The 16,256-nt window shown below is 38.2% G+C and carries 12 protein-coding genes; 7 read left to right on the forward strand and 5 right to left on the reverse strand.

Going from position 1 to position 16,256, the window contains the following annotated elements:
* Positions 1 to 131 precede the first annotated feature (131 nt).
* The 3 genes from FY049_RS09925 to FY049_RS09935 form a co-directional block, all read right to left on the reverse strand.
* Complete coding sequence (locus FY049_RS09925; RefSeq protein WP_446083653.1) at positions 132 to 2,099, reverse strand: family 2A encapsulin nanocompartment cargo protein cysteine desulfurase; 1,968 nt, start codon at positions 2,097 to 2,099, stop codon at positions 132 to 134.
* Positions 2,074 to 3,006 carry a family 2A encapsulin nanocompartment shell protein gene (locus tag FY049_RS09930; protein WP_004721119.1) on the reverse strand — a complete coding sequence of 311 codons (933 nt, stop codon included), beginning with the start codon at positions 3,004 to 3,006 and terminating at the stop codon, positions 2,074 to 2,076. Before FY049_RS09930 ends, FY049_RS09925 begins: the two co-directional genes overlap by 26 nt.
* A 210-nt stretch (positions 3,007 to 3,216) precedes the next feature.
* Positions 3,217 to 3,705, reverse strand: coding sequence for a rhodanese-like domain-containing protein (locus FY049_RS09935; RefSeq protein ID WP_004721117.1), 489 nt, complete (start codon positions 3,703 to 3,705; stop codon positions 3,217 to 3,219).
* Positions 3,706 to 4,310: 605 nt separating this feature from the next.
* On the opposite strand from FY049_RS09935, the gene epsC reads away from it, so the two are divergent.
* On the forward strand, positions 4,311 to 5,219 hold the full coding sequence (epsC, locus tag FY049_RS09940) for a serine O-acetyltransferase EpsC (RefSeq protein WP_004820985.1): 909 nt from the start codon (positions 4,311 to 4,313) through the stop codon (positions 5,217 to 5,219).
* 60 nt (positions 5,220 to 5,279) lie between these two features.
* Here epsC and FY049_RS09945 read toward each other — a convergent pair whose 3' ends face one another.
* Positions 5,280 to 6,425 (reverse strand): hypothetical protein, encoded by a 1,146-nt coding sequence (locus FY049_RS09945; RefSeq protein WP_446083654.1) that lies wholly within the window; start codon positions 6,423 to 6,425, stop codon positions 5,280 to 5,282.
* A gap of 266 nt (positions 6,426 to 6,691) precedes the next feature.
* Here FY049_RS09945 and clpB point away from each other — a divergent pair, with 266 nt between their 5' ends.
* Both clpB and FY049_RS09955 read left to right on the forward strand, forming a co-directional pair.
* On the forward strand, positions 6,692 to 9,271 hold the full coding sequence (clpB, locus tag FY049_RS09950; RefSeq protein ID WP_446083655.1) for an ATP-dependent chaperone ClpB: 2,580 nt from the start codon (positions 6,692 to 6,694) through the stop codon (positions 9,269 to 9,271).
* Positions 9,272 to 9,796: 525 nt separating this feature from the next.
* Complete coding sequence (locus tag FY049_RS09955) at positions 9,797 to 10,261, forward strand: hypothetical protein (RefSeq protein WP_446083656.1); 465 nt, start codon at positions 9,797 to 9,799, stop codon at positions 10,259 to 10,261.
* Between the two features lie 18 nt (positions 10,262 to 10,279).
* Here the strand turns inward: FY049_RS09955 and rlmKL are convergent, their stop codons facing one another.
* A complete protein-coding gene (gene rlmKL, locus FY049_RS09960; RefSeq protein ID WP_004721106.1) occupies positions 10,280 to 12,484 on the reverse strand; it encodes a bifunctional 23S rRNA (guanine(2069)-N(7))-methyltransferase RlmK/23S rRNA (guanine(2445)-N(2))-methyltransferase RlmL in 2,205 nt (734 codons plus the stop codon).
* A 189-nt stretch (positions 12,485 to 12,673) separates the two neighbouring features.
* Here rlmKL and FY049_RS09965 point away from each other — a divergent pair, with 189 nt between their 5' ends.
* From FY049_RS09965 to FY049_RS09980, 4 genes are all read left to right on the forward strand, one after another.
* Entirely contained in the window at positions 12,674 to 13,285 is a 612-nt protein-coding gene (locus tag FY049_RS09965) for a LysE family translocator (protein ID WP_234623893.1), read from the forward strand.
* A 787-nt stretch (positions 13,286 to 14,072) separates the two neighbouring features.
* Entirely contained in the window at positions 14,073 to 14,432 is a 360-nt protein-coding gene (locus tag FY049_RS09970; RefSeq protein WP_034612908.1) for a hypothetical protein, read from the forward strand.
* A gap of 112 nt (positions 14,433 to 14,544) precedes the next feature.
* Positions 14,545 to 15,138 carry a hypothetical protein gene (locus FY049_RS09975; RefSeq protein ID WP_446083657.1) on the forward strand — a complete coding sequence of 198 codons (594 nt, stop codon included), beginning with the start codon at positions 14,545 to 14,547 and terminating at the stop codon, positions 15,136 to 15,138.
* A 94-nt stretch (positions 15,139 to 15,232) separates the two neighbouring features.
* Entirely contained in the window at positions 15,233 to 16,249 is a 1,017-nt protein-coding gene (locus FY049_RS09980) for an aspartate carbamoyltransferase catalytic subunit (RefSeq protein WP_004721095.1), read from the forward strand.
* Positions 16,250 to 16,256: the final 7 nt, after the last annotated feature.

Raw genomic sequence — 16,256 nt, forward strand, 5'->3', positions numbered from 1 at the left:
TAAAGATGGACCATACGAGCTTCACCTCGAAAATCATATGCCTAATTAATTAAGCATGTGATTATGATCGATCAATAAAGCCTTTGAAAACTAAAACTTAAAAACTAAGCTTTAAAAGCTAAAGTTTAAAATTAGGATTTATAAGGTTTAGCACGGCGCAGTTGATGCAATACTGAAACCAATAAATCAATTTCCTCAGTGGTATTATAAAACGCAAGAGAAGGGCGTACCGTACGTTCAACACCGAAACGGCGCAAGATCGGTTGGGCACAATGATGCCCAGTACGCACGGCGATACCATATTGATTGAGTACTTTCCCGACCTCTTCCGTTTCATAGCCTGCCAGTGTAAAAGACATCACACTGGCTTTATTTAATGCAGTACCAATCAGGCGTAGTCCAGAAACGCTTTGTAGTGCATGTTGACCATATTCAAGCAAGTCATGTTCATAACGTGCAATGTTATGGATTCCAATACTTTCTACGTATTCTAAAGCAGCACCTAAGCCAACAGCATCTGCAATATTCCCCGTACCTGCTTCAAATTTATTTGGTGCAGGTTGATAGACCACATTCTCAAACGTCACATCCTGAATCATATTTCCGCCGCCTTCCCATACAGGCATGCTATCAAGTAATTCAGACTTGGCATAAACAGCGCCAATACCCGTTGGGCCAAAAACTTTATGCCCAGAAAACACAAAGAAATCGGCATCTAAGGCAGTAACATTGGTGGGCATGTGCGAAACAGACTGAGCACCATCAATCAAAACTCGAACACCTGCTGCATGCGCCAATGCAATAATTTCTTGAGTAGGCGTTACAGTACCCAAGGCATTAGAAACCTGTGTAATCGAAACCAGTTTGGTTCTAGGATTGAGCAATTTTACAAATTCCTCAATCTGAATCTGACCAGTATCATCTACAGGAATTACACGGAGTTTTGCACCAGTTTCTTTACTGAGTTGGTACCAAGGCACAATATTGGCATGATGCTCAAGATGGGACACAATAATTTCGTCTCCCGCTTGAATATTCTGTTTACCCCACGATTTTGCGATTAAGTTGATGCCTTCTGTTGTACCTCGAACAAAGACGATATTTTTTGCTGAAGCGGCCCCAATAAAGCGAGCAACAACATCACGTGCATGCTCATAAGCATCACTGGCACGTGCTGCAAGTTCATGTGCTGCACGGTGAATATTCGAATTTTCATGTTGATAGAAATATGAAATTCGATCGATGACCGCCTGAGGTTTATGGGTGGTGGCTGCATTATCCAACCAAACCAATTGCTTACCATTTACACGCTCTTGTAGGATGGGAAAATCCCGACGGATTTGCAAAATATCAATGGGTTGATAGTTCTGAGCATTCGCTGGTATTTGCACATCTGAATGCGGACGAACAGCTTCAATGGAAGGTGATTGAAGAAAATAATAACCAGACGCTGCGGTTGCAGGTTTGTCGTTACGATCTTGTAATACACTTTTTAATTGCTGGTCATCAGTCACATGATAATCATCAAAAGCATATGGATTTTTAAGCACATCAGTTTGAGCCGCATTGGTATTGACTGTTTGGGCGCTGGTAACTTCAGGGTGAGGCAGATCCAAAAAGTAATAACTCGATTGAGCTTGATGTGGCGCAGTGGTTGTTAGGTTTGATGGTGCAGTCTGTTGTGTGATTTGTGTAGGATTCAAAGACAAATCTAGCTTTTGTCCGACAGCAAATGGATCAGGAGTATTTGCACCACCAACAATGGGCGAAGAAGATAGAATTCTACGCTCGGGATGGTCGGCGGTCGGTTCTACATAGTGATGTGTAGAATCCGGGTTTAAATTTGCCTGTTGCACAATGGCAGGTATGCGCCCAGACAATGCAGTAATCGGGTCTTTAGGCTGTGGTTGGTGACTAATACCTTGAGATCGTTGATCGGGTATATCAAAGTTAAAACCTTGTGGGTTTTGCTTGGGTAAAGCCAAAAAAAATTCAGCAGCCAATTGTGCAATGACAGATTCACTGATGGGTGCATCAGCAATATGATCAGAAGAAATATCTGGAGTAGGTTGATTACTTGTAAGTTGTTGGATAGTCATGGTACTTGTCTACCTCCACATCTTCGAGCACAGCGAGTGCATCATCTGTCAACACAGCAAGAGAACAATATAAGGAGATTAAGTAAGAGGCGATTGCATTACGATTGATGCCCATAAAGCGTACAGATAGGCCAGGTGCCTGTTCACCAGCAAGACCTGGTTGGAATAAGCCAACAACACCTTGACGCTTTTCACCAACGCGTAACAAGATGATTTTGGTTTTGCCGTCTTCAACTGGAATTTTATTTGAAGGAATCAGTGGAATACCGCGCCAAGTGATGAACTGTGAACCAAATAGGCTTACAGTTGGTGGTGGAACACCACGACGGGTACATTCACGTCCAAAAGCGGCAATCGCATCGGGATGTGCTAAGAAGAAGCCTGGTTCTTTCCAAACTTTACGCAGTAAATCATCAAAATCATCTGGTGTGGGTGCACCCGTCAAAGTGGAAATACGTTGCTCATCTGCAACACTAGCCAATAAGCCGTATTCAGGATTATTGATCAATTCACTTTCTTGACGTTCTTTAATGGTTTCAATGGTTAAACGTAACTGTTCTTTGATTTGATCGTGTGGACTACTATATAAGTCAGAAACACGGGTATGAATATCCAGTACAGTGGAAACACCATTTAAAAAATATTCACGTGGATTAACTTCATAGTCGACAAAAGTTTGTGGAAGTGTTGCTTCATCACGTTGTGTACAAGCCACCTGAATGTCATCGGTATTGCTGACTTTGTTGACCCGATAAATACCTGCTTCAACAGGGGTCCATTGCAATAAATGTGTCAGCCAACGAGGTGTAATAGTTGAGAGTTGAGGTACTGTTTTTGTCGCATTGGCAAGTTGACGGGCTGCTTGATCATTTAGCGCTTGGCGTGTGACTTCTTGGTTCTTAGCCATGTTTTAATCCTTGGTGGTATTTGAAATTAATTATTGATTACTCATTTGATTTAAAAATGCTGTTTTTTATCATCTCCAATAAAGTAAGAATTTTGCTATTGGTGTTTAATTGTGACGGGTATTTATTGCATTAATTTGATTCTAATTAAGAGCGTCTTTAATCATTCTCAACTGCTTATAAAAATGCATAAGGGGAATAAAGCAAAAGCTTTATTCCTGACGCCAAGGTAAGTTGTGGAAACGCCATCCATTGAAAGAACCACGATGATCATTTTCATCAAGGTCACCTTCAAAGCCTTGTTCAATATTGTAAATATTTTCAAAACCCGCATTAAAAGCCACATTTGCAGCGGCTGCGGAACGTTTGCCACTACGACAAAGCAGTAGAATAATCTTGTCTTTTCCAATTTTAGTTTCAAGTTCTTTGGCAAAGCGTGGATTGCGGTTTAGAGCAGTTCCTGTTGCCCAAGGAATATGAATGGTATCTTCTACATAGCCCACAAACTTACGTTCTTCGTTGGTACGTACGTCGACAATCACCACATGACCCGCTTTAAACAAAGCCCATGCTTCATGAGGTAAAATCGTCCCTGTAAATTCTAAATAATGATCTTCTACACGTTGTTTTGCTTGTTCAAAGATGTTTTCAATTTGAGCCGTTGTTAATTCGGTAAAGTGTTGTTGATTTAAACTCGTCATTTCAGTTGCCTTTCTTCAAACTTAGAATTACATCTAAGTCTTGATGTATCAGATGTATTGATAACAACTATAATGATTTTCTATATTCTATAAATTAATAAAAATTGAATTGCTTATTCTTATTTTGAAATAAGGTTTAAATGATTTTTAAAGATATCTTTATACGAAGAATGTTTATCTACAAGATTGCTAATAAAATAGTATCAAGGGTCTGCTAGCATTTCATATTATAGTTTGTGTTGTAGGTTAAAATGAGCATGAAGCGTATATGTCGTAACGCATGGGATAAGGAGAATAGCCAGCTTATTTCTGCGTTTTATAATGTAGGCTGAGATAATTTTAACGATAACCGAGAGTAAGAACAAAGCACTGCTTTGTTTGCAGTCTAAAGCGTAGTTGAGAGACTAGAGTGTTTTTTGCCGCTACTTCGTTACGAACTACCCATTTAGATGACTAAATTTCGTATTTCGTGCCTCGGATCGCCTAAAAAACACTCGTCGTCGCAAACATAAACGAATTGCCAACAGACCCTGTTCATTCAAAGTGAATAATAAAATTTCATGTTAAGCGCATGGATTGTGAAAGTCGTTTCAGTAGGTAAATATATGACCCAATGGAATATCCCCAATATTGTGGATGAGCTACAACAAGCTCGAAATGAATGGCGTACTCAACGTAAAAGCTTAAAAGACTTTGGCGGTAGGGAATTACCTTCAAAAGATGAAATTAAGAAAATTATGAATGATCTGTGTGGCATTTTGTTTCCAATGCGACTTGGACCACCTGACCTACGCCAACAAAGCGAAAATTTTTATATTGCACATGCACTTGAGAAAACTCTGCATTCATTATTGGAGCAAGTCAAACTTAATCTAACCTATGATTATAAATATAAAAAGCACAACGAAAATGCCGATGTGATTGAGGTATTGGCACAAAGTATCGTCAGTGAATTTGCACAAAAATTACCAGATCTACGCCGTATTTTAGATACAGATGTTATTGCGGCCTACGATGGTGATCCAGCTGCGCGAAGTGTCGATGAGGTTTTATTGTGTTATCCGGGTATTTTGGCAATTATTTACCACCGAATTGCACATGAGTTTTATAAAAAAGACTTGTCACTGTTGGCACGTTTAATTGCTGAGATTGCACATTCAAAAACTGGTATTGATATACATCCGGGTGCACAAGTCGATCAAGGTTTCTTTATTGATCATGGTACAGGTGTGGTGATTGGTGAAACCTGTATTATTGGTAAAAATGTGCGGATTTACCAAGCCGTAACGCTTGGCGCTAAACGTTTTGAAATTGATGATTCTGGGCGCTTACAGAAAGAATATGCACGTCACCCAATCGTTGAAGACAATGTGGTGATCTATGCAGGTGCAACCATTCTTGGGCGTATTACCATTGGTCAAGGCGCTGTGATCGGTGGGAATGTATGGATTACTCAAAGTGTCGCAGCGAATAGTGCGGTTTCTCAAAGTTCTGCAACAAAGTCAGAAGTGTAAATCTATAGAAAACTTAATGAATAAAGTGGGTTAGAGTTTTTATGAGGTTAAAACACTTCATTAATAAAGTGGAATGATGTAGTAAGTCTGATCAGTGGAGATGATCAGTTTATTTCTACTTTGATATATCCAAGCAGAGTCAATGGGCAGCTTAAATTGTTTATTTTGCCCATGCTGTTTGATTTCGAATACATCATAACCAATGGGCGTAAACCAAAATACATAATGATTTCCTGAGCCCTTAACATCATCAATACTTTGATATTTTAGATATTTGGCATTTACAGGTGATGATTCCGCTGGTTTTTTGCATTCAGACAGCCCTATTTCATTTTTTAACTGTGGCAGAAATTGAGAAAAATCATGACTATAGATATAACTTTGTGGTGTTTTTAAGAGCTGTGTTTCGGGATCAACCATTAAATAGCATTCTGCTTGGTATTCTTGTAGATAAAGCTTTAACTGTTGAATGAGCTTTAAATTAAAAGGTTCGGCAGGTTGAACACGATAATCATCTGGTGAAAAATCACGCTTTGGCTCTTCAGGCCTGTCTCTAAAAATATCTTTGAAATTTTCGATTACAGATTGCTGTTGTTGCTTAAGTTCTTCTTGAGCTTCTGCGGCTTCTTTGGCAGAAATATATTGAGGATCAAAATAAACCGTAGTGCCATATTCTACAACTTTCTTTTGATATGTCTTTTCCTGTACCATTTTCTCTAAAATTGTCTGAGAAAATGCAGTATAAGAAAATGAAGTCATGGCCGTTAAGTTTTGTGTCTGTGCATTGAACAAATAGGCTTGCATTGGATCATTCAGACCAGATTGAAAGGTTTTAATAGTGATGAGAAAGTGATTATGATTTAGCGCGAACATTTGATCGATAAATTGATTTGTTTGTGCAGTAATGAAATGAGGCTGAATCTGTTGATCATGATTTAAATCGTAAGTACATATTTTAAAGTTCTTTACAGGTTTTTGTTTCACATCACTTTCAGGGCAACTGTAGATGATAAAGTTTTCATTGATGGCTTTTCTATTTATATCATCAGACGTTTTAAACCATTTTAATTCTATGCCTGATATATTCGGTGTTAATTGCTGGATATGTTTGTGCGGAAATTCTTCACTATTTGGCGATTTGTAGCCACAGGCATACAGTGCAGATACTGCAATTAACACTGATAATGATTTACCGAAAGTCAACATTGTTCTTATACTAAAATCTCTCAATACTCCTTACTCTAAAGCATATCGTTGAAAATACAAACGCTTAAAAAACTAATCCTCTATATTTTTCCATCAGCTTACTTGAAAAATAACGTTTCAGCACAGATATTAATACTGAAATCTATTCCAAGTATTTTAGTAAGTTTTTGAAAAATATATAAATTAATTCATTATTGCTATTGAAATCGAAAAAAACGTTCCCATTTATTATTCAAGTACAAAATTTGTTGTGAGGAATAACAAGAATGCGATTTGAAAAATTTACGAACCGCCTGCAGCAAGCCTTATCTGATGCACAATCTCAGGCAATGGGTAATGATAATACCGCAATTGAGGGTATTCATATTCTTTCCGTTTTATTGGAAGAACCATCCAATCTAAGTCTGTTGCAACAGTCAGGCGCCAATCTACCTGAGTTAAAAACAAAACTGCAAAAAGCTTTAACTGATGCACCAAAAATTGGAACACCGACTGGAGATATCAATTTAAATCCAGAAGCTGTACGTGCGCTTAATTTGGCAGATAGTTTTGCTCAAAAAGCAGGAGATGAATTTTTATCTACTGATTGGGTGATCTTGGCACTTGCTGAAACAGGTGCAACCAAAACATTGTTAACCATTGTAGGTGTAACAACCGACAAACTACGCAAAGCAATTGAAAATATTCGAGGTGGCGAACAAGTTATGGCAAATAACCATGAAGATCAGCGAGATTCACTTAATAAATATACTGTAGATTTAACGGCACGTGCTGCGGAAGGCAAACTCGATCCTGTGATTGGTCGTGATGAAGAAATTCGTCGTACCATTCAAGTACTGTCACGTCGGACTAAAAATAATCCGGTATTGATTGGTGAACCAGGTGTAGGTAAAACAGCGATTGTTGAAGGTCTGGCACAGCGTATTATCAATGGTGAGGTGCCTGAAGGCTTAAAAGGTAAACGTGTTTTATCGTTAGACTTAGGCTCGTTGCTGGCTGGTGCAAAATACCGTGGTGAGTTTGAAGAACGTTTAAAAGCAGTACTCAAAGATCTGGCTAAATTTGATGGTGAAATCATCCTGTTTATTGATGAGCTGCATACGCTTGTCGGTGCGGGTAAAGGTGATGGTGCGATGGATGCAGGTAATATGTTAAAACCTGCATTGGCACGTGGTGAGTTACGTTGTGTGGGTGCAACAACTCTGGATGAGTATCGTCAATTTATTGAAAAAGATGCAGCTTTGGAACGTCGTTTCCAAAAAGTTCTGGTGGATGAACCAAGTGTTGAAGACACCATTGCAATTTTACGTGGTCTAAAAGACAAATATGCAACGCATCATGGTGTGCAAATTCTCGACTCTGCCATTATAGCTGCTGCGAAAATGTCACATCGCTATATTACAGACCGTCAATTGCCAGATAAGGCGATTGATTTGATTGATGAAGCAGCATCACGTATCAAAATGGAAATTGACTCAAAACCTGAGCCACTTGACCGTTTAGACCGCCGTTTAATTCAGTTGAAAATGCAATTGGAAGCGGTGAAAAAAGATGCAGATTCGGTCAGTAAAGCTGAAGTTGAGCATTTGGAAAAACAAATTGCAGATGTTGAAAAAGAATATAGTGATTTGGAAGAAATTTGGATTGCTGAAAAGCGTCTAGTCGATGGCACAAATCAGGCACAAATCGAACTTGATAAAGCACGTACTGCATTTGAAAAAGCGCAACGTGAAGGTGATTTGGCAGAAGCAAGTCGTTTGCAATATGGCGTGATTCCAGAGTTGCAAAAACGTTTGAATGAAGAAGAGGTTGCGGAAGTCAATGAAGAACCAAAACTGATTCGTACCAAAGTGACTGAAAATGAAATTGCAGAAGTGGTCAGTGCTGCAACCGGTATTCCTGTGTCAAAAATGCTACAAGGTGAGCGTGAGAAATTGCTTCATATGGAAGATTTCTTACACAACCGTGTGGTGGGACAGGATGAAGCTGTGGTTGCTGTCTCAAATGCAGTTCGTCGTTCACGTGCGGGCTTATCTGATCCAAATCGTCCAAGTGGTTCGTTCTTATTCCTTGGACCAACAGGGGTGGGTAAAACTGAGTTAACCAAGGCTTTAGGTAACTTCTTATTTGACAGTGATGATGCAATTATCCGTATCGATATGTCAGAGTTTATGGAAAAGCATTCGGTGAGCCGCTTGGTGGGTGCGCCTCCAGGTTATGTGGGTTATGAAGAAGGTGGTGTTTTAACTGAAGCAGTACGTCGCAAACCGTATAGTGTGGTGTTATTTGATGAAGTTGAAAAAGCCCATCCAGATGTATTCAACATCTTATTACAAGTGTTGGATGATGGTCGATTAACTGACTCACAAGGTCGTTTGATTGACTTTAAAAATACCGTGATTGTGATGACATCGAACTTAGGTTCAAGTGATGTACGTGAACTCGGTGAAGGTGCGAGTGATGAAGATGTTCGTTTAACGGTGATGAATGCTGTATCACAACATTTCCGTCCAGAGTTTATTAACCGTATCGATGAGTTGGTGGTGTTCCACTCGTTGAAAAAATCACAAATTCGTGGCATTGCGGATATTCAATTGGATCGTTTACGTTCACGTTTATCTGAACGAGACATTGGATTGAAAGTCGATGATCAGGCCTTTGATATTCTGATTGATGCTGGTTTTGATCCTGTATATGGTGCGCGTCCACTTAAACGTGCAATTCAACAACAGGTTGAAAATCCATTGGCTCAGCAAATCCTTGCTGGTCAATTTACAGCAGGTGATACCATCTTAATCAGTGCTGAAAATGGTCAACTTGATTTTGGTAAATTAAAATTAAGTTAATTTATCTAGCAGTATAACCGAAGCCAACTACCGTAAGGTGGTTGGCTTTTTTATTGGATAAGCATTTATATTTTTGCGTGTTATTTTGAATATAAGGTATGGCATTGCAAGTTTGAAGACTTTTAGCGTTCTACATATGTGTAAGCATTGGTGCAAGGGGGAAGTAATCTTGATGGATAGTACTTGTGAAAGGTAAATGAGGTCGATTGAGCAGCAGAATGACAGATTAATAATTTCTGCATTATATCGAAAACATTATATATCGCAGAATTAATGCAAAGGTTTAAAGCCTGTTTAATTCCCCCAATCAAGCATCCAGAGCTATAGGGATGCATAGATTTATAAACCATCCCAAACCAGCAATCGGCATAGCCTTGGCTCTTCATCATATTATTTTAATCATCAGATATTTATGCATGTTTATTTAGGTTTTACCTATTATCGGGTTTTTCATGAATTTATTGAAAAAACGGTCAAAAATTGATAGTTTTTCAATGAGGAATAATAAGAAAGGAAAAGTTGATCATGATGATCAAAGATAAGGACAAATCTGATTATTTAAAAATACTCGGTTTTCTCTTGATGGCATTTAGTTCGATAGAGGCATTGGCAGATAAATTAGATGATCAAGATCTTGCGGAGCAATCTGTAGGTGTGGTTAAACTGTCACCCATTATTATTAAAGCTGTCAAGGATAATGCACAACAACCTGTAGAAGAGCAAAATAATTTGCATAAACAAGTTGCTCAGGAAAGGTCAGACGATGCTAAAAAAGATGAAATTTATTCTACCGTATTAACTGATTTCGAGTGGCAGAAAAAAGACCCAGATCCAAATCAACCTGGGGATAAATATTTAAAGCCACTTGAAAAATATAGAATAATTGAGGTTGGTTATAATCCATATCAACGCCATTATGTGCGAATTACAACCCAAGATCGCGTTACACTTTATATAGGACATGAAATTGACCCCGTGGCTTATAAATAAGCCCGAGGTCTAGTATGATTAAACTGGGAAGTGTTTAATTTTCCATGCTCTATGGATTTTTTGATTACGTTTGAAATCTAAGCCAATCGTTTCATTGGTGATCTCTTGTACATCAAACATTGCATCGATTTCTTCATCCATCTCAAAACCACGGTAGTTATTTGAGAAATACAACGTGCCCTCTGTAGTTAGACGATTCATTGCACGTTTAAGTAAAGAAATATGGTCACGTTGCACGTCAAAAGTACCGTAGAATTTCTTTGAGTTTGAGAAGGTTGGTGGGTCAATAAAAATCATGTCATATTGTTCATGACCTTCTTTTAACCATTCAAAACAATCACTTGAGAAGAATTGATGCTGTTCATCTGGGTGATCAACCGTTAAGCCATTCAAGACAAAGTTTTCTTTAGACCAATTTAGATAAGTATTGGATAAGTCAACACTTGTCGTACTTGCAGCACCCCCTAAAGCAGCGTGTAGACTTGCTGTAGAGGTATAACTATACAGGTTCAGGAAATGTTTTCCTTTAGCTTCAGCTGCAATACGTAGACGCATTTGACGGTGATCTAGGAATAATCCAGTATCCAAATAATCAGTCAAGTTGATTAAAATTTTGGCTTTACCTTCTTGCACAATAAAACGTTTAGATGCAGTACTTTGTTTTGCGTACTGGGTTTTACCTTCTTGACGGGCACGGGTTTTGATAAAGATCGCATCACGACCTAAACCTGTTACGGCACGGATTGAAGCCAAAGCGAGGTTAAAACGTTTTTTGGCTTTTTCAGGGTCAATGGTTTTTGGTGGTGCGTATTCTTGAACATGTAAACGATCACCATACAAATCTACAGCGACATTAAAGTCTGGTAAATCTGCATCATAGAGACGTAAACAATAAATATCTTCTTTTACAGCCCATTTTTTCAAAGCTTGCATATTTTTTTGCAAGCGATTGGTAAAGTCTTCCGCACCTTCAATTTTTTCAAATTGTTGAGGTTGCCAATCTGCAAGGAAAGGTTTAACCACAGCTGCTGGCTTGATATCACCAAAACGGATATAAATTGGCAATTTACCATTCATTAAACGTAAGATTTGTGGATTATTAAATGCCAATACATCAGCTTGTTCAACAGCCGCTGCGATAACTGCAGCATGTTGATTGGGGAAATTCTTTTGTAGAAGTGCTGACAGACCCAGATATAAAGCTCGGTTAGATGCTTTTTCCCCTAAACGCTCACCATAGGGTGGGTTGGTGACAATAAATGAAGTTTTGCCTTCAGCTTGGAAATCAGGCCAATCTGCTAAAGTACGCTCTTCAATTTGGATTTGATCCAGTTGTTGCTCAAATCCAGCAGCAATAATATTTTGTTTGGTTGCTTTTACTGCTTCCCAATCTGCATCATAAGCATAGAATTTAGGTAAAGGTTGTTCTAAGGCAACTTTATGACGTTCAGCTGCTTCAGCTTTAATCGACATCCATAACTCATGATCATGTCCATTCCAGCCATTAAAGCCGAAACGGCGCACTAAACCAGGTGCACGATCAGTCAGGATCATCAATGATTCAATAATAAAGGTTCCTGAACCACACATTGGGTCAAGAATAATTTCTGGATTGCGTTGTTTAAGCTGTGCTTTTTGTAGGATAGCGGCGGCTAGGTTTTCTTTTATTGGGGCATCTGTCATAAAACGACGATAGCCACGCTTATGTAAAGAATCCCCAGATAAATCTAAACAATAGGTGTGTTCAGTTTTTCCAGCAAGCACATATAGGGTAATTTCAGGCTGTTTAATGTCGATACTTGGACGTTTACCTACAGCTTCCATGAAGGAATCAACCACACCATCTTTGACACGTAAAGTCGCAAACTGTGTATTGACTTTAATATCACGTTCTACGTGAAGACGAATTGCGAAAGTACTTTGTGGTGCAAAAATAAGTGACCAATCAAAATTGATCGCACCTTCATAAAGTTCTTCTGCAACGTCACGTGCATCATGGGTAAATTCAAGTTCATGAACATGAATCGGTGTTAGTACACGAGAAGCCAAACGTGACCACATACAAACACGGTATGCATCTTCGAGTTTGCCTTTAAAGATCAAACGTCCAGGAAATTTTTCAATATCTTGAATCCCTAAACCTTGAATTTCTTCTTGCAGTAAGGTTTCTAGTCCATCTGCACAGGTAACCCAATATGTAGAAAGACGTGGTTTCGAATTCATGAATATTTCCAAAGACATTAAAAAAGCAATCGCGTATTTTAGCGTATTTTGATGACGAAAACTTATAGAATGGCCTTTTAAGTCCGAAATTTTATAAAAAGTACCAAATTCAGTTAAAAATTTGGGTTTTTTGCTTGAAATATATTCAAATATCAATATGTAGATAAGATCAAATAACGAATTTAAAAAATGCTCAGTCTTATTGTTTCAATGTTTATTTTTTCGCTGTCTATGTCGATTTCACCAGGACCTGTGAATTTGACCATTTTAACTAGCAGTATGAATTATGGTGTAAAAGCAACTTTTGCATTTATTTCAGGGGCGACCATTGGTTTTACCTTGTTATTGGCATCAGTCTGTTTTGGTTTGTATCAAATGATTGTGATCTATCCTGTACTTCTTGATGTGATCACGATTTTAGGTACAGTTTTATTGCTGTGGATTGGACTCAATATTTTACGTGCAAAAGGGGCAGTTATCTCAAGTCAATCCCAAGATGAAGTAAAAATACCGACCTTTATACAGGGTGCGTTGATGCAATGGCTTAATCCCAAAGCATGGATTGCCGCAGTGGCGGGTACAGGGCTATTTTCAACGGGGCACATCCATGCTGTTTTATTGGTTTTTGTAGTGATTTATTTTGTCGTCTGTTATCTATCTTTATTACTGTGGGGGATTGCTGGTGAAAAGTTAGCAAGCTTTTTAAATACAGGAAATCGAGCACGTCTTTTTAATATCGTGATGGGGCTGTTATTGATTTTGATTTCATTGGAAATGTGTTGGCGCTATTTTTATCATTAAAATTTGATTTAACTTTCTTACATTCAATGTAAGGCTTAAACATGGATTTATTTTTACAATTGCACTGATGTATTGAACAGAATAATGTCGCCGATAATCATGATGTTTTAGTTGATCGGCTAGGTCAAATGACTAAAAAGCAAAAAAATCGAAATATTGAGCAAGGCTCTGAAATATTTGAAGTATTACTGATTTGCATCAAGTCATTGATCATAAATGAAGCTTATGTTTTTGTATGAACTTTTAGAAACTCTTGGTTATCCATTCATTTTTGTATTTTTGAATCATAGATGGTGATCCTATAGTGGGGCGACAGGGATGTCGCCGTTGGGCGGGGGTAAAGGACGTACCCCTCGCACGACGAAAGATTTTTGTCACTTTTCATCTCTGAAAAGTGAGGCATCGCCTACGCAAAGCTATTTAAACTTTGAATGTAAGGTGTGGCATTGCAAGATTTTTAGAATTAAACAATTTATTTTTCTCATGTAATTGATTTAATTTAAAATATTGATTAAGAGAAATTATATTCTCGTTTCTGAGTTTTTTGACAGGTTGAATATAGTTCATGATGAGCGCAAAGTGCATACGGGGCAATTTCTAGATCTATTTGAAGGTCCTCAATGTGTGGGGTGGGTTCTAGTCGGTAAGCGTTTAAATAGAGAATAATGTGTATACATTATTAATTCATTTTATAGTGTGATTTTGGTACATAATTTGCTTGATTATCCATCGTATTGGCTCAGAAATTTAATTGAATTTTAATGAATTAATAAATACGGGGATTTCTATGCAAGATCTTAACAACAGCAGATTTATTGCACATGCAGATGCGTTTTCCATCGGGGCATTAATCTTAACGCGATTAAGACGTGTGACAGGACGTGTGATTGATGTGATGTATTTAGTGGATAATAAAAGCTATGCACAGTATGTGATTGATATGTCATTGGCGACTCAAGATCCAGAATTAAATCGTCATGCCTTGCGCTTACAGCATTTATTAGAACAGGAACAACCAGCTTCCTCTGTGAATACAGTAACGACAACGCAAGTTGAACAAAGCGAGGACGCATATGTTTCTGGTGCAACAGAAGAAGAAATTTATCGAGCACAAGTTTCACATCACTATATTGGTGCATTGAGATAAGTGGGGGCAATAAGCTCTAGCTACAGCGCTAGAGCTTAATTGATATAGTGTGATTAAAATTAAAACTCATTTATAGTATTTTTAAGCTGAGGATAAGTTGTGAGACAATCACTTGAGTTATACGAAATTCAATGCAGAAATTAGCAAATATTTAAAAAACAACCAAATGATTTACGTGGGTACGGCTGATGAGTCGGCACAACAAACTGAGCTGCGATTAAGTCATTATCATCAAGCAAAGGCTGTTGTGTTTAAACTGTGGGTTGAACAGAAAAAATATAAAGAATTAATCTCCTGTGCACATGGGCGTTGGTATCCTTATGAGGATTTTACTCTGCCATTGGCACAATATTTTGCTGCTCAAAAGGATTTTCCACATTTAAAATTTCTTTGTGAACACGAGATCCGCTTTCGTTTAGAAGATACCTTAAAGTGCTTAAAACGTGTAAAAGAATATGATGTGACATTAACCAATATACAAATATCGGAATATCAATTGCATGATTTTGATTCACAAAAGTACCATCCAATAGCAGAATTACTTAAATGGCGTAATCAAGCCTTGCTGCGAATAGATGCTTATATTGAGCTGTTAAAAGATCAATCAGATATTGACTACATCAATATGATTCAGCAACTTCGAGAAAAATTGATGAACTTAACGCTCAAACCGGCAGACTTAAAGCAGATCAAATTTAAAATTTGATCGCTGACTTTTATGACTATTTGTCCAAAACTTCAACTGCCAAAGAAAAAGAAAATCTGTATAATACGTTAACTTAACCTCTAAGGAATCTCTCATGCACTTGGCGGCATTGCATACACCGAGTCAGATTCAACTCAATAATGACGGAAACTTAAAGCATTTCCTGACCATCGAAGGCCTTTCTAAAGCAACCCTCACCAAAATTCTAGATACTGCCCATTCCTTTATAAATGATCAAAATCAACTGATAACGACACCACTTTTAGAAGGTCGTACAGTGATGAACTTATTCTTTGAAAATTCGACACGTACACGAACTACTTTTGAAGCGGCTGCAAAACGCTTATCTGCAAATGTATTGAATATTGATATTGCACGATCAAGTACTTCAAAAGGGGAAACATTGCGCGATACTCTATGGAACCTCGAAGCGATGGCAGCAGATATTTTTGTTGTGCGCCACTCTTCATCAGGCGCAGCGCATTTTATTGCTGAAACAGTTTGTCCGCATGTTGCAATCATCAATGCTGGAGATGGGCGTCATGCTCATCCAACTCAAGCAATGTTAGATATGTTAACCATTCGCCGTGAAACGAAAAAGAATTTTGAAGACATTAGCCTGGCGATTATTGGTGATATTAAGCATTCGCGTGTGGCACGTTCAGATATCGCAGCGTTACAGACTTTAGGTTGTAAAGATATCCGTGTGATTGCACCGAATACTTTGCTTCCGTGTGGTTTTGATGAATATGGTGAAGGCGTTCGCTTGTTCAATAAAATGGATGAAGGCATTAAAGACTGTGACGTGATCATTACTTTACGTATTCAAAATGAACGTATTGATTCACCAGCTTTGTCGTCACAAGCTGAATTTTACAAAATGTATGGTTTAAATAAAGATCGGCTTGCCATGGCTAAACCTGATTGTATTGTTATGCATCCGGGACCTATGAACCGCGGTGTAGAGATTGATTCTAGTATTGCTGATGGTGCGCAGTCGGTAATTTTGCATCAAGTGACCAATGGTATTGCAGTGCGAATGGCTGTTTTGGCTTTGGCAATGCAAGGTCAGTTGCAAGAGAAAGGTTTGTTAGAAGCAATTGCAGTTTAAGGTTAAG

This window comes from Acinetobacter sp. 1125_18A (assembly GCF_052824985.1).

Bases quoted from the DNA above. Each gene is read 5' to 3' on its own strand.
- FY049_RS09925 (WP_446083653.1), bottom strand. From the start codon at position 2,099: ATGACTATCCAACAACTTACAAGTAATCAACCTACTCCAGATATTTCT.
- FY049_RS09930 (WP_004721119.1), bottom strand. From the start codon at position 3,006: ATGGCTAAGAACCAAGAAGTCACACGCCAAGCGCTAAATGATCAAGCA.
- FY049_RS09935 (WP_004721117.1), bottom strand. From the start codon at position 3,705: ATGACGAGTTTAAATCAACAACACTTTACCGAATTAACAACGGCTCAA.
- epsC (WP_004820985.1), top strand. From the start codon at position 4,311: ATGACCCAATGGAATATCCCCAATATTGTGGATGAGCTACAACAAGCT.
- FY049_RS09945 (WP_446083654.1), bottom strand. From the start codon at position 6,425: ATGTTGACTTTCGGTAAATCATTATCAGTGTTAATTGCAGTATCTGCA.
- clpB (WP_446083655.1), top strand. From the start codon at position 6,692: ATGCGATTTGAAAAATTTACGAACCGCCTGCAGCAAGCCTTATCTGAT.
- FY049_RS09955 (WP_446083656.1), top strand. From the start codon at position 9,797: ATGATGATCAAAGATAAGGACAAATCTGATTATTTAAAAATACTCGGT.
- rlmKL (WP_004721106.1), bottom strand. From the start codon at position 12,484: ATGAATTCGAAACCACGTCTTTCTACATATTGGGTTACCTGTGCAGAT.
- FY049_RS09965 (WP_234623893.1), top strand. From the start codon at position 12,674: ATGCTCAGTCTTATTGTTTCAATGTTTATTTTTTCGCTGTCTATGTCG.
- FY049_RS09970 (WP_034612908.1), top strand. From the start codon at position 14,073: ATGCAAGATCTTAACAACAGCAGATTTATTGCACATGCAGATGCGTTT.
- FY049_RS09980 (WP_004721095.1), top strand. From the start codon at position 15,233: ATGCACTTGGCGGCATTGCATACACCGAGTCAGATTCAACTCAATAAT.